We start from the raw sequence: 24,527 nt of genomic DNA, 5'->3' as shown, positions 1-24,527 counted from the left end.
GGCGCATTACCGCCCGTTCTTGCGCTCATCGTCGGCCATGAAGCGACCGAACGCTCCTCGCGCAAAGAGCAGCGGCTCTTTCGCATTGTAGGTATATGCCTCGACCGCGCCGAGAAAGATCACATGGTCACCGCCATAATAGCGATTCACGGAGCGGCATTGAAAGTTGGCGACGCTCTCGGCGAGCACTGGCGCGTTGCCAAGGCCGGGGGTCCAGTCGACGCCGGTGAACTTGTCATCCGACGATTTTGCGAATTTGTTCGCAAGCGCTTGTTGTGAAGCGCCAAGAACGTTGACGCTGAAATGGCTGGCGTTCTGGAAGATGGTCAGGCTCGAGGAATAGACGACGAGGCTCCACAGAACCAGCGGCGGATTCAGCGAGACCGAGGCGAAGGAATTGCACGTCAGTCCGTACGGCTTGCCGTCGGGCGCTGCCGCTGTGATGATCGTGACGCCCGTTGCATAAGTTCCGAGCGCGTTGCGAAAGTCGCGAGGATCAATCTGCGAGCTGTCGCTCGCGAACTCATTGGCGGGATCCGGCGCGCGAGGCTGCTTCGGCAGGTCATTCATCGGCCGACCTCACAGCGTGAGATTCTCGGAGGGCAGGCCGAGGGCCACCCGTCCGTAGTTGGTCCCGGCCGCATCGAAGTTGAACGCGAGATGTGAGTTGATCGCGTGCGCATCGCGGAACTGCCGCTGTAACACGCCGCTCGTGAACAGCCCGCGCGCGCCGCTCGCGGCAAACAGCATCGAGACCGCGTCCGTGCACAAGTTCACGGAAAAGGATCCGTCGCGGCGATATCTGGTCTTGGTCGCCATGTCAGGAATATGGCCGCGCCGTGCGGCTTCCATGGCATCGAGACAGGCCGACCGCATGATCAGGCGCGCAGCGTCGATCTTGGCCGAGGCCTCCGCGATCTTGATCTGCGTGCTTTGAAAATCGCTCAGCTTGGCGCGGTTGTACGTCGAAATACGATGACGCGCGACCTCCGTATAGTCGTCGAGGCACGCCTGTGCATTCCCCAGCGCGACACCGGAGAGGACGTAAGGAAATAGCGAGAAGACAGGCAGCGTGTACAGAGGATTCGGATTGACCGCGCTTCCCGGCGTGGGGCCACCTGAGAGGTTCCCTACGGCGACCGTCATATGGTCAGCCACGAAGGCATCCCTGACCTCGACGTCGCACGACCCCGTCCCGCGCAATCCGGCGACGTTCCAAGTGTCCAGCACCTTGTAATCGCCGCTCGGCAGCAGAAAGATTCGATACTCGATGCCGTCGGCATCGTCGTCGGAATAGACCACGCTCGCAAGCATATTCCATTCGCAGGAGGCAACGCCCGAGGAGAATGGCCAACTGCCATGCAACTGGTATCCGCCCTTGACCCGCGTGGCGCGTCCGGCGGGGAAAATGAACGAGGACGCGATCAAAGTATCCGGATTGCGGCCCCAGACCAGATCCTGCGCCTTCGGCTGGAACATGCCGAGCATCCAGTGATGGCTCGCCAGATTGGCGAGATTCCAGGCAACCGACGCATCCGCCTGCCCGAGCAGCTCAGCGCAATCGACGAGGGCGACATAGTCGAGCTCAGCGCCACCAATCCGGGCCGGTTGCAGCATCCGGAACAGGCCGGCATCGTGGAGATCCTTTTCGGTTTCCGCCGGAAGATGCCGCAGCTCCTCCGTCCGTGCCGCCCGCTCACGGAGTCGCGGCAGAAGCGCCCGGGCCCTCGCGATCATTGACGCATAGATCTCACCGCCGGCTTGCAAGCCTGCGGGCTGGGTCATGCTCGGCTCCTGGCCAGGCGCCATTCGTGTCCCTCGCTTTCACACATTTATGCGGCGGGACCTTCGCCAAATCAAGCCGAGCCAGTGCCTCAAGTCGACCTTGGAGGCTTGACCGGGCCAAAGGCGCCCTTCTCGCCAAAATCCGCGATCCGACGTTCGTCGTAGCCGAGCGTATCTTGCAGGATCTGCTTGGTATGCTCGCCCAAAAGAGGTGCCGCGACGGGGTCGACCGCGGCTGTCAGGCTCATCGTAATCGGTGGCTCGATGTTGGGCACCCACTCGGCTGTCGGATGCGGAATCCGGTTCAAACGATGGCGCTCGCGAGCCTCGGGGGCGTTGAAGCCCTCCTCGACCGTCCGGAGATAGCCGACGGGGATATTTGCCATCTTCATCTTCGCCATCCAGTTTTCGAGCGTATCACTGGCGAAGACTTCGGCGATGGCTGCCCGCAGGAGCTCCTTGTTCTCCGAGCGGGCTTTGCGCGTCGCAAACCGCGGATCGGTGATGAGATCGGGCCGATTCAGCACCTCGACCACAAGCCTGCGGTAGAGCCGGTCGTTGGCGCAGGCCATGTAGAGCGGCCCATCTGAGGCCTCGTAGACGCCGACGGTGGGAGACCCGCTCGGCGAATTGCCGAACCGGCCGGGGTTTTCGCCGTTGATGAGATAGGCCATGCCGTAGAAACCGGTCATTCCCATTGCGACGTCGAACAGGGCAACTTCGACATGCTGCCCCCGGCCGAGCCGCTCCCGCGCGAGCAGCGCCAGCAGGATGGCATTGCAGGCGGACATCCCCGTCGCCATGTCGACAATTGGCGGGCCGGTGCGAACCGCCGGGCCGTCGGCAAATCCATTAAGCGACATGAAGCCGCTTTCCGCCTGGGTGATCGGATCGAAGCCTGGCCGGGAGGCAAACGGTCCGCTGCGTCCGTAGGCGGAGATCGAGCAATAGACCAGCCGCGGGTTGAGCGGCGCGACCGATTCATAGTCGAGCCCGAACTTCTTCATGACCCCGCTCGAAAAATTCTCCACGACCACATCTGCCTTGCGGATCAGATCCAGCGCGATCTCGCGCGCCTCCGGCACAGCAAGATCGAGCGCGATGCCGCGCTTGTTGCGATTCAGGCTGAGAAAGGCGGCGCTCTCGCCTCCAATCTCCGCGTGCTCATAGGCGCGCGTGTCGTCGCCGCCATCGGGATTCTCGATCTTGATGACGTGCGCACCGTAGTCGGCGAGCGTCTGGGTGCAGGCCGGGCCAGCGACCACACGCGTGAAATCAACGACCAATAGGCCATCCAGCGCGGTCGGGCCTCCCATCCCATGCGAGGCACGTACCGGCAATTGAGGCTTGGTGGGCATCGATCGCGCTCTCCCTTACATCGGCTTATGGCCGCCGAATTTCCTGCAAGAGCAAACTTAAAGCCCGACGCCGCCGACTTCGCAAGTCCCACGCCGGCATCGCTTCAATACGCAAAAAGGACCCGGCAGCGCTCAGGCTGCCGGGTCCTCGGACGTTCCAGACGCGTACTGGCCGTTAGATAAACGGCGCGTTCCGTGCGGCGGCAAACCTGCTCAGTGAAGCCACTTCCGCCAATAGAGCGTATGCACCCAAGCCCAAGGGGTCTCGGGCTCGAACAGCCGATAGCCCGCCTGAATGAAGTTGTTCGCTGATACCGGGTTGTCCGTCGTATCGGAGACAATGCTGTCCCATCCCATACGCCGCGCCCTCGCCTCCACCGCACGCATCAATCTGCGCTGAAGGCCGCGTCCCCAATGCCGTTGTAACACGCCAACTCTGGAGAAATAGCCGCCATTTCGAACGTGAGTCGAGGGCACAATTCCGGCGAAGGCGACTGCTTCCTCGTCGTGATAAGCCATCCACCACGCGCCGAGGTCGAACGCGGGCATCGCCGCGGTATCGAAGAACGTGAGCCGATGCAGATCGGCGAGGGTCTCGGCAACGTCATCATCGGAGGCATCGACAATACGAATTCTGTACATGAGCAACTCGTTGGCAGCAGATCATGATCGGGCGCGGAGCGACGTCACCGGCGCCATGAAGGCTCATTTGCCCAGCACGACCTTGACACCAAGCCAAACGGCCCCCATCAGGCCAGTGGCAAGCACGGTGATCACTGCCTTGAAGGTGTAGCTCTGGGCCTGCTCCACGCTCTTTCGCCACCTCCGCAGGTGCTGGAAATCGGCTCGCAGTTCTTTTCGGTCGTCATCCTCGATGCCAAAAGAAGCCAGCACCGAGGCGACCGCCTTCAACACGATCGCATCGATGCTCTCCTGCTGGAGCCTGTGCTGCTCGGCCAGCGTCTCGGCCACAATGGCCCTGATCTCGTCGTCTTGCATCCTCATCGCTTGATGATCCTTGCGACATTCTCGAAGCCGCGCTTGGCGAAATAGAATGAGACCACAAGATTGGCGGTGACCGCCGCAAATCCCGCCAGGGCGTCTGTCGAGCCCAATCCGAGAACCTTGTCCCAGACCAGGAGCTTGCCCGAGCCGCGTCCGCCGTAAACGCCCTTGTAGCGCGCAGGCTTGAGCAGCGGCTCGAAGATTTTAGCGGTCGGAATTTTCAGGATGGACAATGGCTGCGCTCGCTCGCCCTAGGGCAGGCCGGTGCGCCTGCGCCACATCGCGGGCCAGTCTTCGTTTCCCGGGGCGTGGGATTGTCGTTGACGGAAACGAAGCATCAGGCGGAATAGCGGGTATCGGTGCGGGATCATTCGAGTCGAAAGCAGATCGATCGGAGTTTCCGGCAGGCATCCTCCTCAAAACCCGCACATCTTTGGAACGGGACCGCGGCATCATATCCGCGTTTTGCAGATATCGCTTGTACTCCGGAATGTAGGCCGGCGCGGGAACTGGATCGAACGGTCCCAGTGCATCCGCAAACGCACCTGGGTCAAGAACATTACCTGCAAGATCCTTGATTTGATAATGGACGTGGTGGTGCCCTGGATTGCCCTTCTTGTCAGAAAGACCGGTATTACCCATCGTGCCAATCACCTGACCCGCCGCAACCACATCGCCGACCTTCACCTTCCGAGAGTTGGTATGCAGTATCTGGTGACGTAAGCCGTTATTGTCTCTGATCGAGATTGTCCCCCATTGATCATCACCGGCGCGCTCGACGACGCCATTCACGGGAGATCGCAATTCTGGGTGACTCGTGTTCAGCCGAGCACTTTGACCACCAACATAATTGAAATCGATGCCCCGGTGTGGGTTGCTTGATCCGCGTGGCCTGCCTGTCTCCGCGCCGTATGGACTCGTGACATGGGGCGAGATGCCCTCGACGGGCTGAAGAATGCGCCGCATCATGTCGTCCCACATTTGAATATCCTTTGCGGTAGTTGACTAACTAGTTCGCGTGCGGTGTCTTGATCGAGCCGATCTTGCGTGGCCGAGGAATGAGGGGCTGACATGAAAAGAGCTATCCGCCGCGTTCTCACTGCGGCCGCGACGGTCGCTCTCGCACTTCCTGCCTTCGCACAGGAACCACCTGCTCCGACATCCGACAAGTGGCGTCCCAAGGCCGGCGTCTATGCCGAACCTGGCAAGAACTTCTAGTTAGACTGTGATGAAAGTGGCGGCCTGACAATCGATCTCGGCAGGAAATCGGTCAGCGGTTACGAATGGAGCTGCAAGGTCAAGAAGATCAACGATCTCGGCCCGGGCTCGCTGAAGGTTGAAATGGTCTGTGACGATTACAATCTGGCGCAGAACCTCAACCCGCGCGATCCCAACTGGGATAGCAGACAATTCAACGAGATCATGTTCATCAAACAACTGGATGCGGCGGCGATCTCGGTCCAGAAAAGCCTGAACGGAAAGCTCAAGGATCCTCCCTGGCGCGCGGCTTACTGCCCTCTCAGTACACAGCGCGCGCTTGCTGAAGCGAGGCTAAGAGCCGAGGCAGAGGCCAACCAAAAGGCCGAGGAAGCCAAGCGGAAGGCCGAAGAGGAGCTCGCTCTCAAGAGCGCTCATCCGCAAGATGGCGTCTACGCCGCACTGGGTGCCGATTTCGAGGACCGTTGCGCGAAACTCAGCGATACCGTCGTTGCGTTCGCCAAGAAGTCGATCGTCACGGCCTCGAACAAGTGCGATATCCGCCGGATGCGTGTTCAACTCCCAGACACCGTCAGGATCAACGCTACCTGCACCTTACAGGCGGCTTCCGGCCCTGACGCCGTCAGTGTGCAGGACCCGAGCACCACCCCGGACCGCGAGAACCTGATGTTCAAGAAGATCGACGACAAGACCGTCGTCCTCTGGATCATCAAGGACGGGCGCTTCACCGGTGACGGCCGAAAGCTGTCCTATTGCAGCGACCAGGTGCAGCGCGCCTATGCCGTGCAGCACAGGGCTGGCAAGCAGACCAGGAATTAGCCGAAGGCACCAACAAAAAACCCGCGCCGGATTGCATCCGCGCGGGTAACAGCAACTTCTGTCGATGATGCCATTCTGCCAGTGTTTTGCCCGACGGGTCAACGCTCAATCGAGACGCGGTTGCAGATCGGGATATCCACTGTCTCGAGCGTCGTGACGGCGTCGCCGCTGTTCGAGCTTCCCGGATGCACGATGATGCGCTCGATCCGGTGAATCAATTCCAGCACGCCGTCCTCGCCGTTCTCGACCGGCTGTGCGGCCTTGCCCCAGCCGCGATCGAGGATGGCGTTGGCCGCCGAGACGCGCGCCGCTGGCGTCGCATCCTCGCTACGCATGATGCCGACGAACACCCTGATGGCGGTTCGGGTGTGGCTGCGCGCAAGCGAGCGGATCTCGGTCAGGTTGCGCGGGCGCGACGCCTTCGCTCGCGGGGGTAAGCGGACCGGTGCGCGCTCGGGTTCACCATCGACGATGTCCTCGCTCACGCAAACGTCTCCCACAGCACGATGGCAACGAGGCCCGCGACGGCAAGCGATATCAGGTAGGCGGTCATCATCTCTCCTTGTCAAGAAAATGCGCGGCAGATCGCGCGAAGAGCGCGATCGTTTCGGGCGCGAACCCTATCTCCGGTCCCGGAGACCGCAGCGGCGCAGGCATTGGCCCGGCGCCGCGGGCCGGCACGTTCGCGCGTGCACGGCCAGCAATGGTTCGGACGACGGCGCGCCGATCGGCGCTCTCTCAACGCGTTATCAAGCGAGTGCGTGGCCGCAATGCGCCGCCGCCGTCCGATTCCAAAATCGAGAACGAAAAAACCCGCGGCGGATCGCGTCCCGCGCGGGCCAACTCAAACTCGTTTCGATGATGCCATTCTGCCAGTGTTTTGCCCGACGTGTCAAACGAACGAATTCGCACGAGCCGCGTTGGACAATCAGGAGCGACCGGCCATGACCATCAAGACGACCTCACCCGGCACATCGCAAGACGAGACGTCGCGAAATCGTCCGGGCTCGAAGCCGCGCATCGACAAGGAACACTCCACGCAGATCGTCGAAGGCGCCGACGCGACGGCGGACGACGGCCGCGATCTCGCGCATGGCGAGGGCGGCAGCATCGATCTGCCCACACAACCCGGCGATTTGGCGAAGGACGATTAGCCCGCGGCACAAGCGGCGCGCATCTCGATGATGCCATTGTGCCGGTGTTTTGCCCGACGTGTCAACGCGCCGAACAGGCGAGAGCCTCATCTCCCACCTCGATATGTGGTGCGCAAGGGGCTTGCTTCAAGCCCCCGGTGATGGCGTAAGACCCCTCGGCCTGAACAACCAGTCGAGGGGTCACGACATGCCTTTCCCGCTTCCGACGTCACGCTCGCGCGGCCGAACCAGCGCGGAACGCGCAACTGCCGCCGGCCATCAGGTCGTCATCGCCGGCGCCGGCCCGACCGGCTTGATGCTGGCCGCCGAGCTCGCGCTGGCTCAAATCGACGTCGCAATCGTCGAGCGGCGCGCGAGCCAGGACATCGTCGAGACGCGCGCCGGCGGACTTCACGCGCGCAGCATCGAGATCCTCGATCAGCGCGGCATTGCCGAGCGCTTCCTGCGCGAAGGGCAAATCACCCAGCTCGCCGGCTTCGCCTGGACCAGGCTCGACATCGGCGATCTCCCCACCCGCCATCCTTATGGGCTCGCGCTGCGGCAGAACCAGATCGAGCGCCTGCTGGCCGAATGGGCCTCCGAGCTCGCGGTGCCGATCTATCGCAGCCGCGAGGTGACGGGCTTTGCGGAAGACGCGAGCGGCCTCGACATCACACTGTCCGGCGGGATGCGCTTGCGCGCGCTTTACCTCGTCGGCTGCGACGGCGGCCGCAGCCTGGTGCGCAAGAACGCCGGCATCGACTTCGCCGGCTCAGAACCTTCGCTCAGCAACCTCATGGCCGAGGTCGAGATGCGCGAAGAGCCCCAATTCGGCCTGCGTCACGACGCGCTCGGCTTCCACGGCCTCAGCAAGACGGGAAGCGGGCGCGTGCTGGTCGTCGTGACGGAAGCCGAGCTCGCGCGCAGCGGCGAGCCGAGCTTGCGCGATCTCAGCGAGGCGCTCGAAGCCGTGTACGGCACCGATTTCGGCGTCAACAACCCCGCCTGGATCTCCCGCTTCACCGACGCGGCGCGGCAGGCCGCGTCCTATCGCAGAGGCCGCGTGCTGCTCGCCGGCGATGCCGCGCACATTCATCATTCCGTCGGCGGCCAGGGCCTCAACCTCGGTGTGCAGGACGCGGTCAACCTCGGCTGGAAGCTGGCGCAGGTGGTCAAGGGCATTTCGCCCGAGAGCCTGCTCGACACCTATCACAGGGAGCGCCATCCCGTCGCCGCGCGCGTCCTGAAGAACACCATGGCGCAGATCACCCTGCTCCGCCGCGGCGACGACGGCCGCAAGGCCGCGCGCGAGGTGATCGCCGAGCTGCTCGCCATGGACGAGCCGCGACAGCGCTTTGGTGCGATGATGAGCGGGCTCGACATTGCTTACGACCTCGGCGAAGGCCACGCGCTGCTCGGCCGCCGCATGCCCGATCTCGATCTCGTGGCGGACGGGCAGCCGCTGAAATTGTTCACGCTGCTGCACGGCGCGCGCGGCGTGCTGCTCAATTTCGGCAAGCCGGGCGGCCTCGACATCTCTCTCTCGACGGAGCGCATAGGGATCGTCGATGCCGATTACGATGGCCGGTGGCTGCTTCCGGCGATCGGCGAGGTCACCGCACCGAGCGCGGTGCTGGTGCGGCCCGATGGTCATGTGGCCTGGGTGGGCGACGAGAACGGACACGGACTTGCGGAGGCGCTGACGCAGTGGTTCGGGCCGGGTGGTGCGTAGGGCGCGAACGTCTCGTGCCCCGCCAAAACAAACAAGCCCTCGGCAAATCCGCGGGCTTGTTCCGAACTTTTCGATGATGCCATTCTGCCAGTGTTTTGCCCGACGTGTCAAACGACCACTCTCGCTCCACTACACAAACGTCATTGCGGCGGAAGCAAAGGCCGTATCCAGCGCGAGAACCATTCCTCGCCATCATCGCGCGGATGGAGGGAGCCGTCCACTCCGAAGATCTGTGGAGGAATGAGATAACTCGGCTCGTCTGCAAACACGCCGATCGGCTTGCTGGGTTGCGGCTGCTGGCCGCGAGCGGCCGGGATAGTCCAATTGCCATACCGATCGTCGAATGCGGTAGACGGCAGATACGGGACTGGCGCACTGCCCGATATAAACACGTTGCCCGCGTTCGTCTCATTCACACGGGCGAGACGCCGGACATCTTCGGGCGCGACTGATGCGCTTAAGCGCGAGACTCCTGATTGAAGCGCTTGCGGCTGCTCAGTCGGTCCCTCAGAGGTCTCGTCCTGATTTCCGCGGTGATCCATCATTAAGGGCGTTGCGATCGTTTTGGCATCTTCGTTCGACCAAGGGCCCGCATTCAAGCCGCCAACATAGCTGCTCGTCTGGTCGCGATTGAATGGATCATATCTGGGCGCTCCGGTGGAGAACACGCCTCCGTCGCCGGTCCGAGCAGTTGCTAGCGTAGGTGCGCTAGCAGTTAGCCCAGCGACCGCTGCCCGAGCCCAGACAGGCGAGAATTGCGGCGCTAACACCGCGGCCGCGGCAAGTCCCGCTCCCATGTAGAGGCCAGCCGGCGGCGTTGCATGAGACGGAGCGCCAGGGTCCAATATCGGTGAGCGTTCGGAGAATGGAAGGGGCCAACCGGTTGCTGGATCATACTTGAGCACTAAAGGATCCTCGGCCACCCCGGTGGTCGGAGGTAGTTGTCCAAAGCCTTGAGGATTGGTCGCCGGAAATCCCGGCAGCCCGTACGTGATAAGTGGATTGCTAGGAGTAAATCCTTCCGGTTCGTTGATTTCCTCAAGCGAAGGCGGAATAAAACCTGGCAAACGCGTATTGACGAAGGGCGGCACCAGGCCCGGAAGGTCGGGGACGGGTCCAACGTTAGTAAATTGCAGCGAGATAGGAGAGCCTTTCGGCAAACGCTTCAGGATGGCGATCCTCTCTGCCATGCTGAGACCGCTGGTTGGAGAGAGAAGCGGAAAGTCCAAGGCCGCGTCCGCGCGACCGGCAGCGAGGAATTGGTCCACTGTCTCCTGCATCTCCCGGATCTGCGTCTGATGATCGGCGGCGTATGTTCTCCAGTTGTCGAACCATTGCTTGTTCACCGCATTTGCGTTTTCGGTGGTCATTCCCGTAGGAGTATTGGCAAATAGATGACCGCTCGCCAGCGCGTACTTGGCGGCCGCCACGAGTGCGTTTACGTCCGACACCAGCTCATCGAGCTCGTGCGAGTCACCCGCGAGAGCCGCCGCGTACCTCGGAGATTCTTCTACCTTCTTAAGGTAGTCGCCGAACCCCTGATGATACGCCCCGAGATGGCCGCCAGTATGAGGGCTCGCAGTCAGATCGGTTGCCACCGATTGTGCGGAGGGCAAATTCATACGATTTCGAATTGCGTCAACTTCGAACCGTCCACCTAAAAAGCGGATGACTGGGTGGCCGGCGAAATGCTGAAGTAAAATGTGGTGATTATGAAACATGAAATTGCGGCTCCTGCCGTGCGCCGGCATCCGAGCTGCTCCCGAGGTGCAGCCGGCGCTCTGGTTTGAATGCTGTTTAGATGACCTGCAGCGGGGGAGGCCGGCCGCTGGATTTGCGGGTTGTATCGTCCGACGTGCCGGTAAACGTTGTGGCACGAAGCTGTTGCCGATGTCGGCATCTGCCGGAAGGCTTCGGGACAGCGGAGGGCTTGGCTACATCACGTAGATCGGGGGAATCCCCCGCGCCAACAACGCGCAAGCACCTTCGGACGCGGGCGGTTTCAGGTGCGTTGATAGATCATTGAGTCTTGGGAGACTTCCGACGGCATCTCAGTGCAAGAACGCTACGGCTGAGATTAACCCCAATTGATGTAGGGATTTCCAAATCTAAGACCTTTCAGGCCGGCAGCCTTACAAGCGTCCTTCATTGCTTGATCACAAACAACTTCGTTCAAAAAGCGGGCTCGGAAGATATGAGCCGAACCGATGACCTCTTCGCGAAAGACGAACGTGGAATCCAGCGCCGCACCGTCGTACTGCCTGAAATCAGTCCCATCGTACAGGACTTTGAAGTTCGACTTCTCCTCATCGATGACATCGAGCTCACGGACGATATCGCAAAGCCAATATACCGGTGCTTCTCCTCTCAATGACCGCGTTTCGCATCTCAGAAAAGCAACCCCCTCTCTGTCCACCGACTCGAGAACGTTTTTCATTCGATCGGACACGAGCCAAAAGTCGTGAAATGGCTCCCAGTCGGCCGGCGGCCGCCCGAGAGATCTGGCGATCAGCAGCCGCGGCGTTTCTAGGAGCGGAGGAAAGCTTCGCTTGCCTCGTGGTGAATACAGCACGGGGCCAACGCCCAAGGCGTCGAAATTTTCCATGTTCCAACCGGGCGACGTGCTAACTCTAATATCCCGTTCGAACTTGTATAGCTTTGACGACTTTTTGTTTCGCGCTGCAATACCTGACTCGGGCATCGTTTGTCGCTCCCTTGCCTATCGCTCGGCCCACGGCGCTTCTCAGAGCTTTGAAGTTCTCAAGCCGATTTCTTTGCGCACCATGGACTTGCACGTGGAACAAGGCTTGCGCGCAACAATAAAGCCCGCGGCTTCCCGCGAGCTTGATCGGCCTTTCTCCATGATGCCATTCTGCCAGTGTTTTGCCCGACGTGTCAAAGCGATTTCGAGCAGTGCAACTACCATTCGACACGTGCAAGAAGTTTGGGAGACTAGTGCTCGAATTCATCCGTACAATAGAACACCGGCAGACCTCCAAAAACATCAGAGTTCTTGTAGCGCACTGCAATCCGCTCGCTCGCAGTTGCTCCGATCGTATCACCGTCCTTCACCACGTTTCCGTGCTCGATCAGATACACGGAAAGTCCTGCCACCTTGTCGAACAACGCCGGAAGCGCGAGCTTACCGGTCACGAATTCGATCTCGCGGCCGACAAACGCGGACAAGCCCATCGTGATCGCTCCGATCTTCGCACCTGACCGGAACGGAAGAATGTCGACCCATAGTCTAAAGGGATAGTCCGGATACGGTGCGAGCGACCAGCGAGACGCATCGAGCCATAGATCGGCCGGCTGTGCCACCCGGCCCGCCCACACCACGCCGCAACATTCCGGCACGGTGGCAATCAATGCACCGATGACTGCAGTCGTAAGGCGGGCGGCGACCAGCGGCTGCTCAGATTTTCCGAGCAGCGAGACGATGATGTGGCCTTGATGGTTCGTTGCCACAGCCTCGCTTTCGGGCCAAGTTCGCGCAGCGCGCGCCCAAAGCCCCGGATCCTGCGGGATGGGCGCCGGCATCGACATGACCGCAACAAGCTCGTTGCCACAGCGGATGAGCGGCAAATTCGCTTGAGCCGGTTGCAGCTCGTCATCGTCCGGCGCCTCTGCTGCCAATTCCGGATGGCGGGCGTGAAGAACTTTGGCGACTGCTGACATGTCAGGCGTCACCGGTCTGCTCAACAGGACAAAAGAGAGAAGCGAGCTACTCATCAACGACCCCGCAGAAATTCCAGTGTGAGTCAAACTTCGGCTGTTCGCCCAGAGGTTGAAACCCTCTTTAGAACAAATAGGGAACAATGTCAATCGGCGTTTTCCGCGCTCCGAGTGAGCGCAAGATAGAGGGGTTCACGCAACAACAAGAAATACCGCGCGCGCCGTCGCCAGAGCCACACCGGGGCCGCCCTCCCATGAACAACCGGCAACACACCGCGTTGCACCGCCCATGCACGGATCAATGGCCGATCCTCTGTTGGCGCGCGCGCCCTCCTCTAAGCAGAACGGCTTCGCCTCGCCCTGACGTCAGCGCGCGATCGCCCGCGCGATCTGTGACGACGCCGAGCAAACCCGCACCCTGCAGGCCGGCCTGCTGCCAACCATCGCGATAGCGTTGACGGTCAACGCTCCTCGTTCGGCGTAGCGTCGGGCTCGCGCTGGAACGGCTCGTGCGTCCTGCGTCCCAGAAACGTATCGGGTGGCGATTGCTTCAACAGCTCGCGGCATTCGCGCACGATCTGGCGCATGTATTCGGTCTGCTCGTGGTCGGCTGGCAACGGCCGATAGACGGTCATCGCGGTGCTCCCCTTGCTTTGCAGGCGGGAGCGCGCTCGGTCTCTCAGCCACCGACGCCTACGGACAAAGCCTTGGCCGGTGATGCAACATCAACTAACAGAGGTCGCTTCTGTTCAATATTGAACTTTAGGACTCGCGCGGTGCAAATTGAGTAAGCCGCTCAACACGCTCAAGCTTCTCGCGAAAATTAATCCGCGCAACATATCAAATGATGTGACTCCGCTGTGCCGGAGGCGTAAGGTAAATTCATCACCGCAAGGCCCGTGGCATCGATCGGTGATGAGAACGCCAGTTGCGCTCCCGCCCTACTCTCATGAGGGAGCACGCCCATGCAGAAGCGGCGTCGATTCAAACAGACCACTACTTTGCGCGAGAGACTCGCGGACGAAGCGGAGCGCTGCCGCGAGGAAGCGCGCAAATTGGCCCCAGGCCCCCGCCGCGACATGCTGCTGCGCCAGGCGCGCCGCGACGAAACCGCGATGCAGATCGATTCCTGGCTGCGCTCGCCCGGCCTGAGGGCGCCGACATGATGCAATATCGCGCTTATCTCATCGGCGAGAACGGCGTCTTCCGCTCCGCCGAAGCGTTTGAAGCCCCGTCCGACTCCTCCGCGGTCGATTTTGCGAAGCGGTTCACACGGCTCGGCAAGGTCGAGGTTTGGCAGCTCGGCCGAAAGATCGCGGTGCTGGACTCCGAGCAGCTCTGCCCGCCCCTGCCCGAGCCGTCCCGGCCGACGCTGACGCGTCAATGACCGCGTGACTGCGGGCGCGACCTGAGATCTTCGATCTGGAAATTGAACTTCACCTGCATGACCGGGCCGCTCGCATCGCGCACCTCGATCGCCATTTCCTGCCGGTCGCCGGTGGGCGGCGCGCCGAGCATCGCATCGCGCGCAAGGTCGGCAACGGACTTGGCGGCCTCGGCCTGAACCGCACGCGCACTGGACAATTCCAGTCCCTCCTCGTCCAGCGCAATTCCCTTGTCGTCGCGAAGGTCAAAGTAATATCGCGTCATCCTCTGCCCCTATAGCGCAGAGGGCGAGCGAAGGTTTCAAAGAACCGCAAAAAATCACTTGGAAATCAGCAGGTTCCGGGAACACCGGTCGGCACGCGATCGGGCCGCGACGGCTCACTCCTCCGCGAGCTTGCGCTCGATATAGGCGTCCACCGTCTCGGCGAACGAGCGCTGCACGCCGACCGCGGCATCGTGCTGGTCGAGCGCGTCGCGCTGCAGCACGCGCAGGCCCCGCCCGCGCATGCTTAACGGTGCGGTGTTCAGAAACTGGTCGATGGCGCCCTTGGCAAGCGGGATGGCCTTGGGATCGCCCCTGGCGATCAGGAGCCGGAGCAGGCTCTGGCATTCGGCCAAACCGGGCATGGCGTCTCTCACCTCTGCTGCGATTTCGGCTTCGGCCGCTGCGCCGGCTGGGTATGCGTTCCAAACAGCGCCAGCAGCAGCGCGACTTCTTCCTTCGAACCGATCTGGATCATGATTGTCTCTCCGTTTCGCTTGGTTGGTCGGCCCCGGCGGGCGCCGAGTTCAGGACGATCTGGTTTCAGCACTGTTTCAGGCGTGTTTCGTCATCGCCGTGGGCTTGGCAGAAAAGGAAAAGCCGCCCTGAGGCGGCCAGTTTCAGACTTTCCTTTTTTGGCTATTTCTTGAGGGCGTCAGAGGCGTCCCGCGCTGCGTCCTTCACATCTCCAGCGACGTTGTGGGCGGATCCCTTGGCCTTATCCATCTTGCCTTCGGCTTCGAGGTCCTTGTCCCCGCTAAGCTTGCCAGCCCCCTCCTTGATCGCGCCTTTTGCCTTGTCAGCGGCGCCCTTCACATGTTCACGGTCCATGATCGTTATCCTCCTTGTCTAGAAGACGAGCACAACGAAAACGCTGCGCTGTCGTTCCTGCGAGACGCGCACCACACGAAGAACGGTCGATTGCGATGTCCATGAGCTGTTTACGCAGCTTGTACTTGTTGCTCGCCGCGGGTGTGCAAAAGTGGACAGACAGGGCCGTTGAGGTTTGGTTTAGCTCCTGCATTGGACTTGTAATTCTTACTTGCGATCGGCCCGGACGCTCACACGCCGGGTTTTTCGCTTGATGTCCCAATCCGCCTTGAGCGTGAAGCAGACATCGACCCGCTGACCGAGTGTCGACGAGTCCACGCCCCCAGCACGCGCTATTTGCCGCGCCTCTGCATGACGCCGCGCAGCGCGATGCGGTGCTGCCAGGCCCGCACCCGCACGGCGGCTTCGCTCCGGTTGAGCTCTGCGGCAATTTCGTCGGGGCGGCGTCCGGCTTCGGCCAGCGCTTTCAGCCGCTCATGCTCGTCCGCCGTCCAACGCTTCAGCAAGGGATAGCGTGATTGCATGCTCGGAGCTGGCTCTCCCGTCATTCAAGTGCGACGACAATCGACCGGGACGGACCAAGTTCCTATCTGGCCGCGCGTGGCGGACCGACACTAATGAACTTTGCAAAAATAAAGCCCGCGGCGGATCGCTCCGCGCGGGCTTTGTTTCGAGCGCAGGCTCGGGTGAGACTTTCGCTCTCAGTGCATCAGTTCGAGGTGCAGACCTTGACGGTCTTCATGCCGGCCTCGGCTTCAGACCTGGTCTTGTACACGGTGTCGCCGCTGACGACGGTCGTTTCCGTGGTCGTCGGCTTCGACTCGGTGATGGTGCACTTCTTCGTCTTGACGTCCTGCACAACGTAGAACGATTGCGCAAACGCGGGAGCCGCAACCGACGTCAGCACGGCGGCAGCAATGATCGCTTTGATGTTCATCGTGTCCTCCTCCAGCAGCCCGGTCCTCCAGGCGTGTGTTCTACAAACCCGACAAATTGCCACTTGTTCCCGGCCATCGCCCCCGAACCAACTCCGGGGGATTGCGTTAGCACGCAAACAGGAGGCTTCGATGCTGGACGTGCGGCTGATGACAACTTCCCTGGCGCTGCTGGTTGCATTGATGAGCGTAGCGCTGGCCGAGCCCGTCAAGGAACAGGCCGCACCCGTGGTTCAAAGCGCCGCTGAAGCCCGCCCCATCCGCGTGATCCTTCCGGCGCCGTGGGAGCCCACCAAGGGCCAAGCCGAGTCTGTGCAATCTTCAAAGTAGCAGGTGGCGGACGCATGTCCCTGCGGCCGCGGCGGCAACTCGCTCGTCGTCGTGACCAAAGAGCCGCGGCCGAAGAGCCGCAGCAAACTCATTCAAACCAATAGCAACCAATCCGACTCTCACTTGTTGTCGCCCGCACAATCACTTGCAGGAGACAACAACATGAAACGTATGACAGTGCTGGCCGCAACCTTGGTGCTGCTCGGTTCGGTGCCCGCGGCAGCCCAATCGCAGCCGGCGCAAAGCGGGCCGGGCAACAACGCCGTGAACAGCTCCGACCAGAACAACTCCAACGCACCGGTCGCGGGCCGCAACAGCTTCACCGAGGGACAGGCGAAATCGCGGATCGAGGGCGCGGGCTATTCCAACGTCTCCGGCCTCCAGAAGGACGACAACGGCGTCTGGCGCGGCAAGGCCGACAAGGCCGGCACCAAGACCGACGTCAGCGTCGACTTCCAGGGCAACGTCAACCCCGCCAAGTAATTCGCGCAAGTAACTCGCGCAAGTCATCCGCGACATCAGGAGATCCAGACATGACGACGACCATCTCTCGCCTGTACGACAATTACGCCGATGCCGAGCGGGCCGTGACCCGGCTCGAAAGCGCCGGCGTGCCGCATTCCGACATCAGCCTCGTCGCCAACAATTCGGACAATTGGTACGGCTCACGCTCCGGCAAGGTCGATCGTGACCGCGACGGCACCGATGATCGCGCCGAAGGCGCCGGCACGGGTGCCGGCATCGGGGCCGGGCTCGGCGGCGCCGCCGGCCTGCTCGCAGGCCTTGGCCTCCTTGCCATCCCGGGCCTTGGTCCGGTGGTCGCGGCCGGATGGCTCGCCTCGACCGCGGCCGGCGCGGCTGCCGGCGCGGCCACCGGCGGAATCATCGGCGCCCTGACCGAGGCCGGCGTCTCCAGGGAAGACGCATCGCGTTACGCGGAGGGCGTCCGCCGCGGCGGCACGCTGGTGTCCGCGAGGGTGCCGGACCAGGACCGCGCGCGCCTCGATGCGCTTCTGCACGAGCGATCGGTCAACCTTCAGGAGCGCAGCGCCGCATGGCAGAAGTCCGGCTGGACCGACTTCGACGCCGCAAGCCCGCCATTGTCGCCGGAGGATGTCGTCCGCGAGCGCGAATTGTACGGAATGGGCTCACGGCGATAGAGCGGCAGAGCTCCGACACGACAAAGGCCCCGCGATGCGGGGCCTTTTTGTCATCGTGACGCCGGCACGGTCGATTGTGCCATCTTGCCGGTGTTTTGCCCGACGGGTCAAACTTTATCTCAAATGCCGCAAAGCGGATTGGCCGAAGTGAAATCTCTTCGCCTCATGCTGGGGCATGTCGCCTGGACGGGGCAAGCCGGAGAGACCCTCGATGTATTACGTCGCCGCTGCATTGCTGGTGCTGTCGGGACTGTTCTATTCCGCGAGCCGTCATGAGCTCGGCCAATTCGGCGCGGACGTGTGCAGGTATGGCGGCACGTTCTGCGACAACCCGGTGGTTCTCTTCACCGGCGCGGCGCTGGCCGCGGCCTGGGGCATGTTCGTCAGCATCAGGTAGGCCGATGATGGCAATATAGCCCTGTTTTGCCCGACGGAGCAAACTCGACTTAGCATTTTCGGAAACCAGCCGCCCGCTTCGGCAGCGGGAACTTATGGTATTCGATTCGCATTTGCTAAAGACGACGTTCCGCACCCGTTCGAGCCCGTTGATGAGCGACAGCGCCCTCACCCCGACGAAATCCGCGCCGACGCTGTTGCAACGGCTGGGGCCCGGCCTCATCACCGGAGCTGCCGACGACGACCCGTCGGGTATCGCCACCTATTCGCAGGCCGGCGCGCAATTCGGTTTCGGTCTGTTGTGGACCGTGTTTCTGACCACGCCGTTCATGATCGCGATCCAGCTCGTCAGCGCGCAGATCGGCCGCGTCACCGGCAAGGGGCTCGCCGCCAACGTCATGCGCGTCGCGCCGCGCTGGGCGGTGCTGGCGCTGGTCTCCATGCTGGTCGCCGCGAACACGTTCAACATCGCCGCCGACATCGCCGCGATGGCCGAGGCGCTCTCGCTCGTCATCGGCGGCCTCAACCACGAGCACGCGCTGATCTTCGCGGCCGGTTCGACCCTGCTGCAGGTGTTCGTGCCCTATCGCCGCTATTCGCCGGTGCTGAAATTCCTCACGCTGGCGCTGTTCGCCTATGTCGCGACCGCCTTCACGGTGCAGATTCCCTGGAGCACGGCGCTGCTCGCCGCGGTCTGGCCGAAGCCGAATGTCAGCGCCGACTATCTCCTGATGGTCGTGGCCGTGCTCGGCACCACGATCAGCCCCTATCTGTTCTTCTGGCAGGCCTCGCAGGAGGTCGAGGAGATGAACCAGGGCGAGCGCGACAAGCCGCTTCGCCAGCTCAAGCGCGGCGGCGATCACGAGCTCGACCGCATCAAGACGGACACCATCTCCGGCATGCTGCTCTCGAACGGCATCGCCTTCTTCATCATCCTGACCACCGCATCGGTCCTGCACGCCAACGGCATCACGAATATCGGCTCGGCGACGGAAGCGGCCGAAGCGCTGCGGCCGCTGGCCGGCGATTTCACCTTCGCCCTGTTCGCGACCGGCATCATCGGCACGGGCCTGCTCGCCATTCCCGTGCTGGCGGGCTCGGCGGCCTATGGCGTTGCCGAGATCTTCGGCTGGCGCGCCACGCTGGAGGCCAAGCCGGACGAGGCGGCCGGCTTCTACACCATCATCGCCGCGGCAACCCTCATCGGCTTCGGCCTCGGCTTCACCGGCATCGACTCGATCAACATGCTGGTGTGGAGCGCGGTGCTCAACGGCATCGTCGCCGTCCCCATCATGGCGATGATGATGCTGATCGTCTCGAACCGCACCATCATGGGCCGCTTCAGGGCCCGCTCCTGGCTGATCGCGCTGGGCTGGCTCGGCACCGCAGTCATGGCGCTCGCCGTTCTCGCTTTGCTCGGCTCGTCGGTGATCGGCTGACGCAAGGCCTGCTTCGGACGCGCTGCCGCGCCGCATCTCTGCATCTTCCCGCCGCCCCGCGCTTGGCTTAACAATGCGGTCCGGGCCCGGCTCAAGATCGGGCGACAAGAAAAGCCCGGCCGGGCGACAGGGAGCGACATGACCAAATCTTCAAAAGCAACGAGCCTCGAGATCCTCGCCTGCGATGCCGGCTGGAGAAACTATCATTTCGTCAAGCTGACGACCGAGGACGGCATCGTCGGCTGGAGCGAATTCGACGAAGGCTTTGGCTCGCCCGGCGTCGGTGCGGCGATCCAGCGCCTCTCGGCGCGTGTCGTCGGGCAGAACGTCTTCCAGCACGAGCGCATCTTTGCCGAATTGTTCGCGGCGACGCGTCCTGCGGCCGGCGGCGTGGTGGCGCAGGCGTTAGGGGCGATCGAGAATGCGCTGCTCGATGCCAAGGCGAAATCGCTCGGCGTCCCCTGCTATGAGCTGCTCGGCGGCAAGCTCCGCGACCGCGTCAGGGTCTACTGGTCGCATTGCGCCACGTGGCGCATCAACCACCCGTCCTGGTACAAGCCGGCGATCGAAACTCTCGACGGCGTCAAGGCGATGGGGCGCGAGGTGCGCGAGAAGAAGTTCACCGCGCTCAAGACCAACATCTTTTCCTATGACGAGGGCAAGCCGACCGGCTGGCGCCCCGGCTTCGGCTCGCCCTTCGCGCCCGAGATCAACGTCGACCGCAAGATCCTGCGCGACCTGCACATGCATCTGGAAGCGATCCGCGACGGCGCCGGCCCCGACGTCGACATCCTGCTCGACTGCAACTTCAACGCCAAGACCGAAGGCTACTTGAAGATCCTGCGCACCATCGCCGACCTCGACATGTTCTGGGTCGAGATCGACAGCTTCAATCCGGAAGCGCTCGCCTACATACGCAAGCAAAGCCCGCACCCGATCTCGTCCTGCGAGACGCTGCTCTCCTTGCGTGAATTCCTGCCCTACTTCCACGCGCAGGCCATGGATGTCGCGATCATCGACACGCCCTGGAACGGCGTCTGGCAGTCGATGAAGATCGCCGCGGCGGCCGAAGCCTTCGAGGTCAACGTCGCCCCGCACAATTTCTACGGCCATCTCTGCTCGATGATGAACGCGCATTTCTGCGCCGCGGTGCCGAACCTGCGCATCATGGAGATCGACATCGATCGTCTGTCCTGGGATCGCGAGCTGTTCACGCACGAGCCGGAGATCGAGAACGGCCATCTCATCATCCCGAACCGGCCCGGCTGGGGCACCGAGCCGAACGAGGACGCCTTGCGGGCCCATCCGCCGAAGACGAGTGGCGGGCTCCTCAACTACGGCCGCAAGAGCTGAGAGGCTGAAGCATGATCCGGAAAAGTGTCTAGCGGTTTTCCGAAAAGATCATGCTCAAACGATAACCTAAAGCGCGATGACGATTCATCGCGCTTTACGGCGTCACGGGATTGACGGTTGGGGACGTCTTCGGCCGCTGCGGCTCGATCGGCGATTTCGGATCGGTCGGGAGCACCAGGGCGCCAGCGGCCCGTGCCGCTTCGCCCGTGGTCGCGTACATCGCGACGTGGGCCGGCTGTGTCTTGGCCCGGCTCCACGGGCCGTGGTCGACGATCAGCATGGCCGCAATCGTCACGCCCGCCACGATCAACGCCATCACGCCGGGGTGACGCAGGGCTCTGGACATGGAGTACGCGAAGCGACCATATGTCATCGAAGGGTCCGCAATCTTCCTATCGCAGGTTAATTCGGTCGAGCCCCCTCCGGTTCCCCTGACCGTGAGCGGTTCCCGGTGAAAGACGCCCCTATTAAGCGTCGAACGCGACGCGCAAGACCACCACGATGATTGCTGAGATGAGACATGAAATCGCAAGCAGGGTCCAACTCGGCCTCGTGCTCGTGCGGGCCACACGGACAACGAGCATCTTCATGCACGTCAACATTCATCCCTGGGAAGGCGGTGCAGGTAGGCTATCCCGAAAGAGGCGAGCTCTTCGGTATCGCTTTGGTGCTCTTCCCACCTCCTCTGCAGATGGCGTTCCAGCAGACAGCGCCTTGTGTCGTGCGCGGCGACCTCGGGGTGCCGCGCCCGGTACACCGTCCAGGCGGTGTCCGCGGCGTTCTTCAAGGCCATGTCGTCGTCCATGCCTGCACTCCCGAGAAGCCGAACCTCGTGGCGTCCCAACTTAAGGACACGTTCCAAAGTTTCCGGTTTTTCCCGGCATTCGACCATTTAATGATTCAGGGGCGATTTGATCGAATTCTTTCTCGGCGCGCCGCGCGCCGCTCGGGGCAGTCCCGAACCTCTTAGAGGCATTGGGCCAAACTGATGGGATCGGCGGGCGTCGCCGAATTCTCGGTGACGCCGTCCCGACGCCGAGCACCCATTGGCGTCGTTACCGGCCAGCAGCAACCATTGCTTATTCTTCCCGTTATTCCCTGGGGCAATGTGACGTGAGAGGTATGTTGATGAAGAAGATTGCAATGTCAGCCCTGATGGCCGGCGCTCTGGGCCTGAGCTCGATCGCAGCAACGTCTCCCGCCGAAGCCCATTGGCGAGGTTGGGGACCTGGCATCGCCGGCGGCCTGGTCGCAGGCGCCGTCATCGGTGGCCTTGCCTCCTCCGCCTACGGCTGGGGACCTGGCTATGGCTACTATGGCGGTCCCCGCTATTACAGTGCCGGTTACTACGGCGGCCCCTACGCCTACGGCTACGGATACGACGAACCCTATCGATGGGGCGGTGGCTACACCACCACCTACTACACGGCGCCTGTATCCTACGGCTATCGCTATCGCCGCGTCGTGCGCCCCGCCTACGCCTATTACGGCGGGTCCTATCCGGTCGTTCGGCACCACTGGCATCGGCACCACCGCCATTGGTGAGAGCAGCCGATCAGGCGCCACGAGAGCCGCGCTCGACATGGGCGCGGCCTTTCGCTTGCAGGCCAGCGGCCATCACTCGCCTGGTGCGATGGCATTGCTCGGCGTCGGCCGGTCGGTGATCTGCTGGCCGAACAGGCTGCCGATCAGCTCGACTGCCGTGCGCGCGGTCCGACCGCGTTCGTCCAGGAACGGATTGAGCTCGACGATGTCGACCGATCCGACCACGCCCGAATCGTGCAGCAGCTCCATGATCAGGTGCGCCTCGCGATAGGTGGCGCCACCCGGCACGGTGGTGCCGACGCCCGGCGCCACGGAAGGATCGAGGAAATCGACGTCGAAGCTGACATGCAGCACGCCATTGCTGGCCTTGACCCGTTCGATGACGCGGCGGATCAGGACAGCGACGCCGAACTCGTCGATCTGGCGCATGTCGACGATCCTGATCCGGCGCGTGCGCATCAGCTCTTTCTCGAGCTTGTCGATCGAACGCGCACCGAACAGATCGAGCTTGTCCGGGCCGATCGGGGCGCGTGGATCGTCGCCGAGCAGGCCGTCGAGCCCGGGCTCGCCGCACAGGAACGCGGCTGACATGCCGTGCATGTTCGCGGTGATCGTCGTCTCCGGCGTGTTGTAGTCGGCATGGGCGTCGAGCCAGAGCACGAACAGTTCGCGGCCGCGCTCCTGCCAATGCCGCGCCATGGCATTGACCGACCCCATCGACAACGTGTGATCGCCGCCGAGAAAGATCGGCAGCGCACCTGATGTCGCGATCTCGTAGCCTCTGCGGCTCAGAACGCGCGTCCAGCGCTGGATCTCGCGGTAATGATTGGCCTGTTCGGGCGGCCTGTCGGTGAGGTCCCGGACGTCGGCTATGGACAGATCGCCATAATCGACGACCTCGAAATCAAGGCTTTCCAGCAATGTCGCAAGGCCGGCGGTGCGCAGCGCCGCAGGCCCCATCAAGGTGCCGCGCTGCGAAGCCCCCATGTCGATGGGAGCGCCGAGCAAGGCGATGTGCCGGGCTCGATCCGTCATGGTCCGGTCGGTCACGGCTGTCTCCTGACGTCAGCAAGCTTCGCCCAGCCTAACAGAGATTCGCACCCGTCGTTTCCCGGGGAGCGCGCAAGCCGCCGGCATATCATCCGGAACAAAATCCCCTGCGCTGAATTTCTCATCCAAGGCCGGCACCCGCCGTCAATCACGGCGCCTGTCGCGGATAGCCAAAGGTCACCAGACCCGCTGTTCAAAACGAGCGCTCGCGCGGATAGCCAAAGGTGCCGGCTTCGATCATCACGCCAGGAGGTCGCGTCCTTGAGCACGGAGATACCGCAATCCTCGTCCCAGCCCGGCATGGCCGAGCGTGCCATCGATACGGCCGCGGACGTCTCCCGCACCATTGGTGAAGTCGCCGGAGGCCTGCACGCAGCGGTCGATCGCCTCACCTCCGCAGTCGAGGAATCGCGCAAGCCCGGCGGGGCACTCGCGACGGTTTCCGCGATCACGCGCGAAGCACCGCTTGCCAGCCTGTTCGTCGCCTTCCTGTTTGGCGTCGCGGTGGCGCGCCGGCGGTAGCTGTTCTGCGATCGCCCTCTGGGTGAAACCGTCCTGCGTCAGGCCTGGCTCGGCGCTGCGGTCCGGCCTCGGAGCCGATCTACGTCAGAGCCAAGCGGAGTGCTACTTTTACCAACGAAAGGTCAGCGCCACAGAGTGTGGCGCCAGCATCGCCTTATACGGTCGAGAACGGCTAATCTAGCTGATGCTTCACGAAAGCGGCACTTACGTGAAGCTGCTCGCCCCCGGCGAAAATCTCCTCGCTTTATAATAGGAACGTCTCCGTTCCGGATGCTTTCCGGAAAGCAACGAGCCGGAGCTCCGCCAACAGTGCCGTGCTGCTGTTCACTTGCAGGGCAAGCCCGACGGATCGGCCCGCTATGCCGAGCACGTCAATTGCTACGTCCGCAATGGCGCGGAATATCCCAGCCTTGCCGCCCTGCTCCGCGCGATCGAGGCCGAACACGCTTACAACGAGACGTGATATGTAGGTGGTCCTCAGAACAGTCCCTACGCTCTTCTTAACTGGCTCAGATCAGACCCACGATCATCAAGACTCCGATCTCAATCATGAGGAGCGTAGCCGTTGCCGCGGAGATGAGAAACAAATCACC

At 62.4% G+C, this 24,527-nt stretch carries 35 protein-coding genes; 15 read left to right on the top strand and 20 right to left on the bottom strand.

What is annotated here, in order from left to right; genetic code table 11:
- Positions 1-6: 6 nt before the first annotated feature.
- The 7 genes from I6F24_RS25015 to I6F24_RS24985 form a co-directional block, all read right to left on the bottom strand.
- Positions 7-570, bottom strand: a complete 564-nt coding sequence (locus tag I6F24_RS25015) for a flavin reductase family protein (RefSeq protein WP_036007598.1) — start codon at positions 568-570, stop codon at positions 7-9.
- A 9-nt stretch (positions 571-579) separates the two neighbouring features.
- On the bottom strand, positions 580-1,785 hold the full coding sequence (locus I6F24_RS25010) for an acyl-CoA dehydrogenase family protein (protein WP_192893130.1): 1,206 nt from the start codon (positions 1,783-1,785) through the stop codon (positions 580-582).
- Positions 1,786-1,874: 89 nt separating this feature from the next.
- Entirely contained in the window at positions 1,875-3,143 is a 1,269-nt protein-coding gene (locus I6F24_RS25005) for a CoA transferase (RefSeq protein ID WP_225150535.1), read from the bottom strand.
- A gap of 213 nt (positions 3,144-3,356) precedes the next feature.
- Positions 3,357-3,785, bottom strand: coding sequence for a GNAT family N-acetyltransferase (locus I6F24_RS25000; RefSeq protein ID WP_225150534.1), 429 nt, complete (start codon positions 3,783-3,785; stop codon positions 3,357-3,359).
- 63 nt (positions 3,786-3,848) lie between these two features.
- Positions 3,849-4,148 carry a hypothetical protein gene (locus I6F24_RS24995; RefSeq protein WP_057028655.1) on the bottom strand — a complete coding sequence of 100 codons (300 nt, stop codon included), beginning with the start codon at positions 4,146-4,148 and terminating at the stop codon, positions 3,849-3,851.
- Positions 4,145-4,339 (bottom strand): hypothetical protein, encoded by a 195-nt coding sequence (locus I6F24_RS24990; protein ID WP_225148185.1) that lies wholly within the window; start codon positions 4,337-4,339, stop codon positions 4,145-4,147. The genes I6F24_RS24995 and I6F24_RS24990 overlap by 4 nt, the downstream gene beginning before the upstream one ends.
- A gap of 13 nt (positions 4,340-4,352) precedes the next feature.
- A complete protein-coding gene (locus tag I6F24_RS24985; protein ID WP_225150532.1) occupies positions 4,353-5,129 on the bottom strand; it encodes a M23 family metallopeptidase in 777 nt (258 codons plus the stop codon).
- A 90-nt stretch (positions 5,130-5,219) separates the two neighbouring features.
- On the opposite strand from I6F24_RS24985, the gene I6F24_RS24980 reads away from it, so the two are divergent.
- Both I6F24_RS24980 and I6F24_RS24975 read left to right on the top strand, forming a co-directional pair.
- Positions 5,220-5,366: a hypothetical protein gene (locus tag I6F24_RS24980; RefSeq protein ID WP_225150530.1), complete on the top strand. Its 147-nt coding sequence runs from the start codon at positions 5,220-5,222 to the stop codon at positions 5,364-5,366.
- A 204-nt stretch (positions 5,367-5,570) separates the two neighbouring features.
- Positions 5,571-6,185 carry a hypothetical protein gene (locus I6F24_RS24975; protein ID WP_225150528.1) on the top strand — a complete coding sequence of 205 codons (615 nt, stop codon included), beginning with the start codon at positions 5,571-5,573 and terminating at the stop codon, positions 6,183-6,185.
- Between the two features lie 98 nt (positions 6,186-6,283).
- Here I6F24_RS24975 and I6F24_RS24970 read toward each other — a convergent pair whose 3' ends face one another.
- Positions 6,284-6,586: a hypothetical protein gene (locus tag I6F24_RS24970; RefSeq protein ID WP_225150702.1), complete on the bottom strand. Its 303-nt coding sequence runs from the start codon at positions 6,584-6,586 to the stop codon at positions 6,284-6,286.
- Between the two features lie 543 nt (positions 6,587-7,129).
- Between I6F24_RS24970 and I6F24_RS24965 the strand changes: the two genes are divergently transcribed.
- The gene (locus I6F24_RS24965; RefSeq protein WP_225150526.1) at positions 7,130-7,339 is read left to right on the top strand and encodes a hypothetical protein; all 210 of its coding nucleotides are present in this window, start codon (positions 7,130-7,132) and stop codon (positions 7,337-7,339) included.
- Between the two features lie 187 nt (positions 7,340-7,526).
- Positions 7,527-9,050 (top strand): FAD-dependent monooxygenase, encoded by a 1,524-nt coding sequence (locus tag I6F24_RS24960; protein ID WP_225150524.1) that lies wholly within the window; start codon positions 7,527-7,529, stop codon positions 9,048-9,050.
- Between the two features lie 140 nt (positions 9,051-9,190).
- On the opposite strand, the gene I6F24_RS24955 is transcribed toward I6F24_RS24960, so the two are convergent.
- From I6F24_RS24955 to I6F24_RS24940, 4 genes are all read right to left on the bottom strand, one after another.
- Positions 9,191-10,801, bottom strand: coding sequence for a hypothetical protein (locus I6F24_RS24955; RefSeq protein WP_141697695.1), 1,611 nt, complete (start codon positions 10,799-10,801; stop codon positions 9,191-9,193).
- Between the two features lie 326 nt (positions 10,802-11,127).
- On the bottom strand, positions 11,128-11,751 hold the full coding sequence (locus I6F24_RS24950) for a DUF1629 domain-containing protein (RefSeq protein ID WP_074448218.1): 624 nt from the start codon (positions 11,749-11,751) through the stop codon (positions 11,128-11,130).
- Between the two features lie 251 nt (positions 11,752-12,002).
- Complete coding sequence (locus I6F24_RS24945) at positions 12,003-12,728, bottom strand: DUF4261 domain-containing protein (RefSeq protein WP_225150519.1); 726 nt, start codon at positions 12,726-12,728, stop codon at positions 12,003-12,005.
- A 458-nt stretch (positions 12,729-13,186) separates the two neighbouring features.
- Positions 13,187-13,360 carry a hypothetical protein gene (locus I6F24_RS24940; protein ID WP_225150517.1) on the bottom strand — a complete coding sequence of 58 codons (174 nt, stop codon included), beginning with the start codon at positions 13,358-13,360 and terminating at the stop codon, positions 13,187-13,189.
- Between the two features lie 330 nt (positions 13,361-13,690).
- Between I6F24_RS24940 and I6F24_RS24935 the strand changes: the two genes are divergently transcribed.
- Both I6F24_RS24935 and I6F24_RS24930 read left to right on the top strand, forming a co-directional pair.
- The gene (locus tag I6F24_RS24935) at positions 13,691-13,891 is read left to right on the top strand and encodes a hypothetical protein (RefSeq protein ID WP_036007627.1); all 201 of its coding nucleotides are present in this window, start codon (positions 13,691-13,693) and stop codon (positions 13,889-13,891) included.
- Positions 13,888-14,112, top strand: a complete 225-nt coding sequence (locus I6F24_RS24930) for a hypothetical protein (protein ID WP_036043971.1) — start codon at positions 13,888-13,890, stop codon at positions 14,110-14,112. The genes I6F24_RS24935 and I6F24_RS24930 overlap by 4 nt, the downstream gene beginning before the upstream one ends.
- On the opposite strand, the gene I6F24_RS24925 is transcribed toward I6F24_RS24930, so the two are convergent.
- From I6F24_RS24925 to I6F24_RS24905, 5 genes are all read right to left on the bottom strand, one after another.
- A complete protein-coding gene (locus I6F24_RS24925) occupies positions 14,106-14,375 on the bottom strand; it encodes a hypothetical protein (RefSeq protein ID WP_036043973.1) in 270 nt (89 codons plus the stop codon). The genes I6F24_RS24930 and I6F24_RS24925 overlap by 7 nt on opposite strands.
- A 114-nt stretch (positions 14,376-14,489) precedes the next feature.
- A complete protein-coding gene (locus I6F24_RS24920) occupies positions 14,490-14,738 on the bottom strand; it encodes a hypothetical protein (protein ID WP_057028647.1) in 249 nt (82 codons plus the stop codon).
- Between the two features lie 274 nt (positions 14,739-15,012).
- On the bottom strand, positions 15,013-15,204 hold the full coding sequence (locus I6F24_RS24915) for a CsbD family protein (protein WP_225111968.1): 192 nt from the start codon (positions 15,202-15,204) through the stop codon (positions 15,013-15,015).
- Between the two features lie 332 nt (positions 15,205-15,536).
- Positions 15,537-15,728 carry a Myb-like DNA-binding domain-containing protein gene (locus tag I6F24_RS24910; protein ID WP_109142990.1) on the bottom strand — a complete coding sequence of 64 codons (192 nt, stop codon included), beginning with the start codon at positions 15,726-15,728 and terminating at the stop codon, positions 15,537-15,539.
- 185 nt (positions 15,729-15,913) lie between these two features.
- Positions 15,914-16,141 carry a hypothetical protein gene (locus tag I6F24_RS24905; RefSeq protein WP_024343260.1) on the bottom strand — a complete coding sequence of 76 codons (228 nt, stop codon included), beginning with the start codon at positions 16,139-16,141 and terminating at the stop codon, positions 15,914-15,916.
- Positions 16,142-16,271: 130 nt separating this feature from the next.
- Here I6F24_RS24905 and I6F24_RS24900 point away from each other — a divergent pair, with 130 nt between their 5' ends.
- From I6F24_RS24900 to I6F24_RS24875, 6 genes are all read left to right on the top strand, one after another.
- Positions 16,272-16,469, top strand: coding sequence for a hypothetical protein (locus I6F24_RS24900; RefSeq protein WP_225111970.1), 198 nt, complete (start codon positions 16,272-16,274; stop codon positions 16,467-16,469).
- Positions 16,470-16,631: 162 nt separating this feature from the next.
- Entirely contained in the window at positions 16,632-16,952 is a 321-nt protein-coding gene (locus I6F24_RS24895) for a hypothetical protein (RefSeq protein ID WP_225150515.1), read from the top strand.
- 50 nt (positions 16,953-17,002) lie between these two features.
- Complete coding sequence (locus tag I6F24_RS24890; protein ID WP_036007643.1) at positions 17,003-17,629, top strand: hypothetical protein; 627 nt, start codon at positions 17,003-17,005, stop codon at positions 17,627-17,629.
- A 211-nt stretch (positions 17,630-17,840) separates the two neighbouring features.
- Positions 17,841-18,026 (top strand): hypothetical protein, encoded by a 186-nt coding sequence (locus tag I6F24_RS24885; protein ID WP_036007759.1) that lies wholly within the window; start codon positions 17,841-17,843, stop codon positions 18,024-18,026.
- A 151-nt stretch (positions 18,027-18,177) separates the two neighbouring features.
- Complete coding sequence (locus tag I6F24_RS24880; RefSeq protein WP_036007761.1) at positions 18,178-19,464, top strand: divalent metal cation transporter; 1,287 nt, start codon at positions 18,178-18,180, stop codon at positions 19,462-19,464.
- Between the two features lie 138 nt (positions 19,465-19,602).
- On the top strand, positions 19,603-20,817 hold the full coding sequence (locus tag I6F24_RS24875) for a mandelate racemase/muconate lactonizing enzyme family protein (protein WP_225150513.1): 1,215 nt from the start codon (positions 19,603-19,605) through the stop codon (positions 20,815-20,817).
- A 94-nt stretch (positions 20,818-20,911) separates the two neighbouring features.
- On the opposite strand, the gene I6F24_RS24870 is transcribed toward I6F24_RS24875, so the two are convergent.
- Together I6F24_RS24870 and I6F24_RS24865 are read right to left on the bottom strand one after the other, a co-directional pair.
- Complete coding sequence (locus tag I6F24_RS24870; protein WP_036028856.1) at positions 20,912-21,190, bottom strand: hypothetical protein; 279 nt, start codon at positions 21,188-21,190, stop codon at positions 20,912-20,914.
- A gap of 222 nt (positions 21,191-21,412) precedes the next feature.
- A complete protein-coding gene (locus tag I6F24_RS24865) occupies positions 21,413-21,622 on the bottom strand; it encodes a hypothetical protein (protein ID WP_225150511.1) in 210 nt (69 codons plus the stop codon).
- A 323-nt stretch (positions 21,623-21,945) separates the two neighbouring features.
- Here I6F24_RS24865 and I6F24_RS24860 point away from each other — a divergent pair, with 323 nt between their 5' ends.
- A complete protein-coding gene (locus I6F24_RS24860; protein WP_063888446.1) occupies positions 21,946-22,362 on the top strand; it encodes a hypothetical protein in 417 nt (138 codons plus the stop codon).
- 72 nt (positions 22,363-22,434) lie between these two features.
- Here I6F24_RS24860 and rocF read toward each other — a convergent pair whose 3' ends face one another.
- A complete protein-coding gene (rocF, locus tag I6F24_RS24855; protein WP_225130308.1) occupies positions 22,435-23,412 on the bottom strand; it encodes an arginase in 978 nt (325 codons plus the stop codon).
- A 261-nt stretch (positions 23,413-23,673) separates the two neighbouring features.
- Between rocF and I6F24_RS24850 the strand changes: the two genes are divergently transcribed.
- Both I6F24_RS24850 and I6F24_RS37650 read left to right on the top strand, forming a co-directional pair.
- Complete coding sequence (locus I6F24_RS24850; protein ID WP_036007657.1) at positions 23,674-23,934, top strand: hypothetical protein; 261 nt, start codon at positions 23,674-23,676, stop codon at positions 23,932-23,934.
- Positions 23,935-24,262: 328 nt separating this feature from the next.
- Positions 24,263-24,397: a hypothetical protein gene (locus tag I6F24_RS37650; protein ID WP_260343353.1), complete on the top strand. Its 135-nt coding sequence runs from the start codon at positions 24,263-24,265 to the stop codon at positions 24,395-24,397.
- The last annotated feature ends 130 nt before the right edge of the window (positions 24,398-24,527 follow it).

This window comes from Bradyrhizobium sp. BRP23, from assembly GCF_020194135.1.
GTDB lineage: Bacteria > Pseudomonadota > Alphaproteobacteria > Rhizobiales > Xanthobacteraceae > Bradyrhizobium > Bradyrhizobium yuanmingense.
The sequence above is the reverse complement of the archived record's forward strand: the minus strand, read 5'-3'. Positions and strand labels throughout refer to the sequence as shown.

Excerpts from the sequence above, each read along its gene's own strand:
- I6F24_RS24885 (WP_036007759.1), top strand. The coding sequence starts at position 17,841 with ATGTATTACGTCGCCGCTGCATTGCTGGTGCTGTCGGGACTGTTCTAT.
- I6F24_RS24875 (WP_225150513.1), top strand. The coding sequence starts at position 19,603 with ATGACCAAATCTTCAAAAGCAACGAGCCTCGAGATCCTCGCCTGCGAT.
- I6F24_RS25005 (WP_225150535.1), bottom strand. The coding sequence starts at position 3,143 with ATGCCCACCAAGCCTCAATTGCCGGTACGTGCCTCGCATGGGATGGGA.
- I6F24_RS24880 (WP_036007761.1), top strand. The coding sequence starts at position 18,178 with ATGAGCGACAGCGCCCTCACCCCGACGAAATCCGCGCCGACGCTGTTG.
- I6F24_RS25010 (WP_192893130.1), bottom strand. The coding sequence starts at position 1,785 with ATGACCCAGCCCGCAGGCTTGCAAGCCGGCGGTGAGATCTATGCGTCA.
- I6F24_RS24915 (WP_225111968.1), bottom strand. The coding sequence starts at position 15,204 with ATGGACCGTGAACATGTGAAGGGCGCCGCTGACAAGGCAAAAGGCGCG.
- I6F24_RS24910 (WP_109142990.1), bottom strand. The coding sequence starts at position 15,728 with ATGCAATCACGCTATCCCTTGCTGAAGCGTTGGACGGCGGACGAGCAT.
- I6F24_RS24955 (WP_141697695.1), bottom strand. The coding sequence starts at position 10,801 with ATGCCGGCGCACGGCAGGAGCCGCAATTTCATGTTTCATAATCACCAC.
- I6F24_RS24980 (WP_225150530.1), top strand. The coding sequence starts at position 5,220 with ATGAAAAGAGCTATCCGCCGCGTTCTCACTGCGGCCGCGACGGTCGCT.
- I6F24_RS24865 (WP_225150511.1), bottom strand. The coding sequence starts at position 21,622 with ATGGACGACGACATGGCCTTGAAGAACGCCGCGGACACCGCCTGGACG.
- I6F24_RS24985 (WP_225150532.1), bottom strand. The coding sequence starts at position 5,129 with ATGTGGGACGACATGATGCGGCGCATTCTTCAGCCCGTCGAGGGCATC.
- I6F24_RS25000 (WP_225150534.1), bottom strand. The coding sequence starts at position 3,785 with ATGTACAGAATTCGTATTGTCGATGCCTCCGATGATGACGTTGCCGAG.
- I6F24_RS24920 (WP_057028647.1), bottom strand. The coding sequence starts at position 14,738 with ATGCCCGGTTTGGCCGAATGCCAGAGCCTGCTCCGGCTCCTGATCGCC.
- I6F24_RS24930 (WP_036043971.1), top strand. The coding sequence starts at position 13,888 with ATGATGCAATATCGCGCTTATCTCATCGGCGAGAACGGCGTCTTCCGC.
- I6F24_RS24945 (WP_225150519.1), bottom strand. The coding sequence starts at position 12,728 with ATGTCAGCAGTCGCCAAAGTTCTTCACGCCCGCCATCCGGAATTGGCA.
- I6F24_RS24965 (WP_225150526.1), top strand. The coding sequence starts at position 7,130 with ATGACCATCAAGACGACCTCACCCGGCACATCGCAAGACGAGACGTCG.
- I6F24_RS24900 (WP_225111970.1), top strand. The coding sequence starts at position 16,272 with ATGCTGGACGTGCGGCTGATGACAACTTCCCTGGCGCTGCTGGTTGCA.
- I6F24_RS24950 (WP_074448218.1), bottom strand. The coding sequence starts at position 11,751 with ATGCCCGAGTCAGGTATTGCAGCGCGAAACAAAAAGTCGTCAAAGCTA.
- I6F24_RS24975 (WP_225150528.1), top strand. The coding sequence starts at position 5,571 with ATGTTCATCAAACAACTGGATGCGGCGGCGATCTCGGTCCAGAAAAGC.
- I6F24_RS25015 (WP_036007598.1), bottom strand. The coding sequence starts at position 570 with ATGAATGACCTGCCGAAGCAGCCTCGCGCGCCGGATCCCGCCAATGAG.
- I6F24_RS24860 (WP_063888446.1), top strand. The coding sequence starts at position 21,946 with ATGAAGAAGATTGCAATGTCAGCCCTGATGGCCGGCGCTCTGGGCCTG.
- I6F24_RS24960 (WP_225150524.1), top strand. The coding sequence starts at position 7,527 with ATGCCTTTCCCGCTTCCGACGTCACGCTCGCGCGGCCGAACCAGCGCG.
- I6F24_RS24895 (WP_225150515.1), top strand. The coding sequence starts at position 16,632 with ATGAAACGTATGACAGTGCTGGCCGCAACCTTGGTGCTGCTCGGTTCG.
- I6F24_RS24870 (WP_036028856.1), bottom strand. The coding sequence starts at position 21,190 with ATGACATATGGTCGCTTCGCGTACTCCATGTCCAGAGCCCTGCGTCAC.
- I6F24_RS24995 (WP_057028655.1), bottom strand. The coding sequence starts at position 4,148 with ATGAGGATGCAAGACGACGAGATCAGGGCCATTGTGGCCGAGACGCTG.
- I6F24_RS24925 (WP_036043973.1), bottom strand. The coding sequence starts at position 14,375 with ATGACGCGATATTACTTTGACCTTCGCGACGACAAGGGAATTGCGCTG.
- I6F24_RS24940 (WP_225150517.1), bottom strand. The coding sequence starts at position 13,360 with ATGACCGTCTATCGGCCGTTGCCAGCCGACCACGAGCAGACCGAATAC.
- I6F24_RS24905 (WP_024343260.1), bottom strand. The coding sequence starts at position 16,141 with ATGAACATCAAAGCGATCATTGCTGCCGCCGTGCTGACGTCGGTTGCG.
- I6F24_RS24890 (WP_036007643.1), top strand. The coding sequence starts at position 17,003 with ATGACGACGACCATCTCTCGCCTGTACGACAATTACGCCGATGCCGAG.
- I6F24_RS24935 (WP_036007627.1), top strand. The coding sequence starts at position 13,691 with ATGCAGAAGCGGCGTCGATTCAAACAGACCACTACTTTGCGCGAGAGA.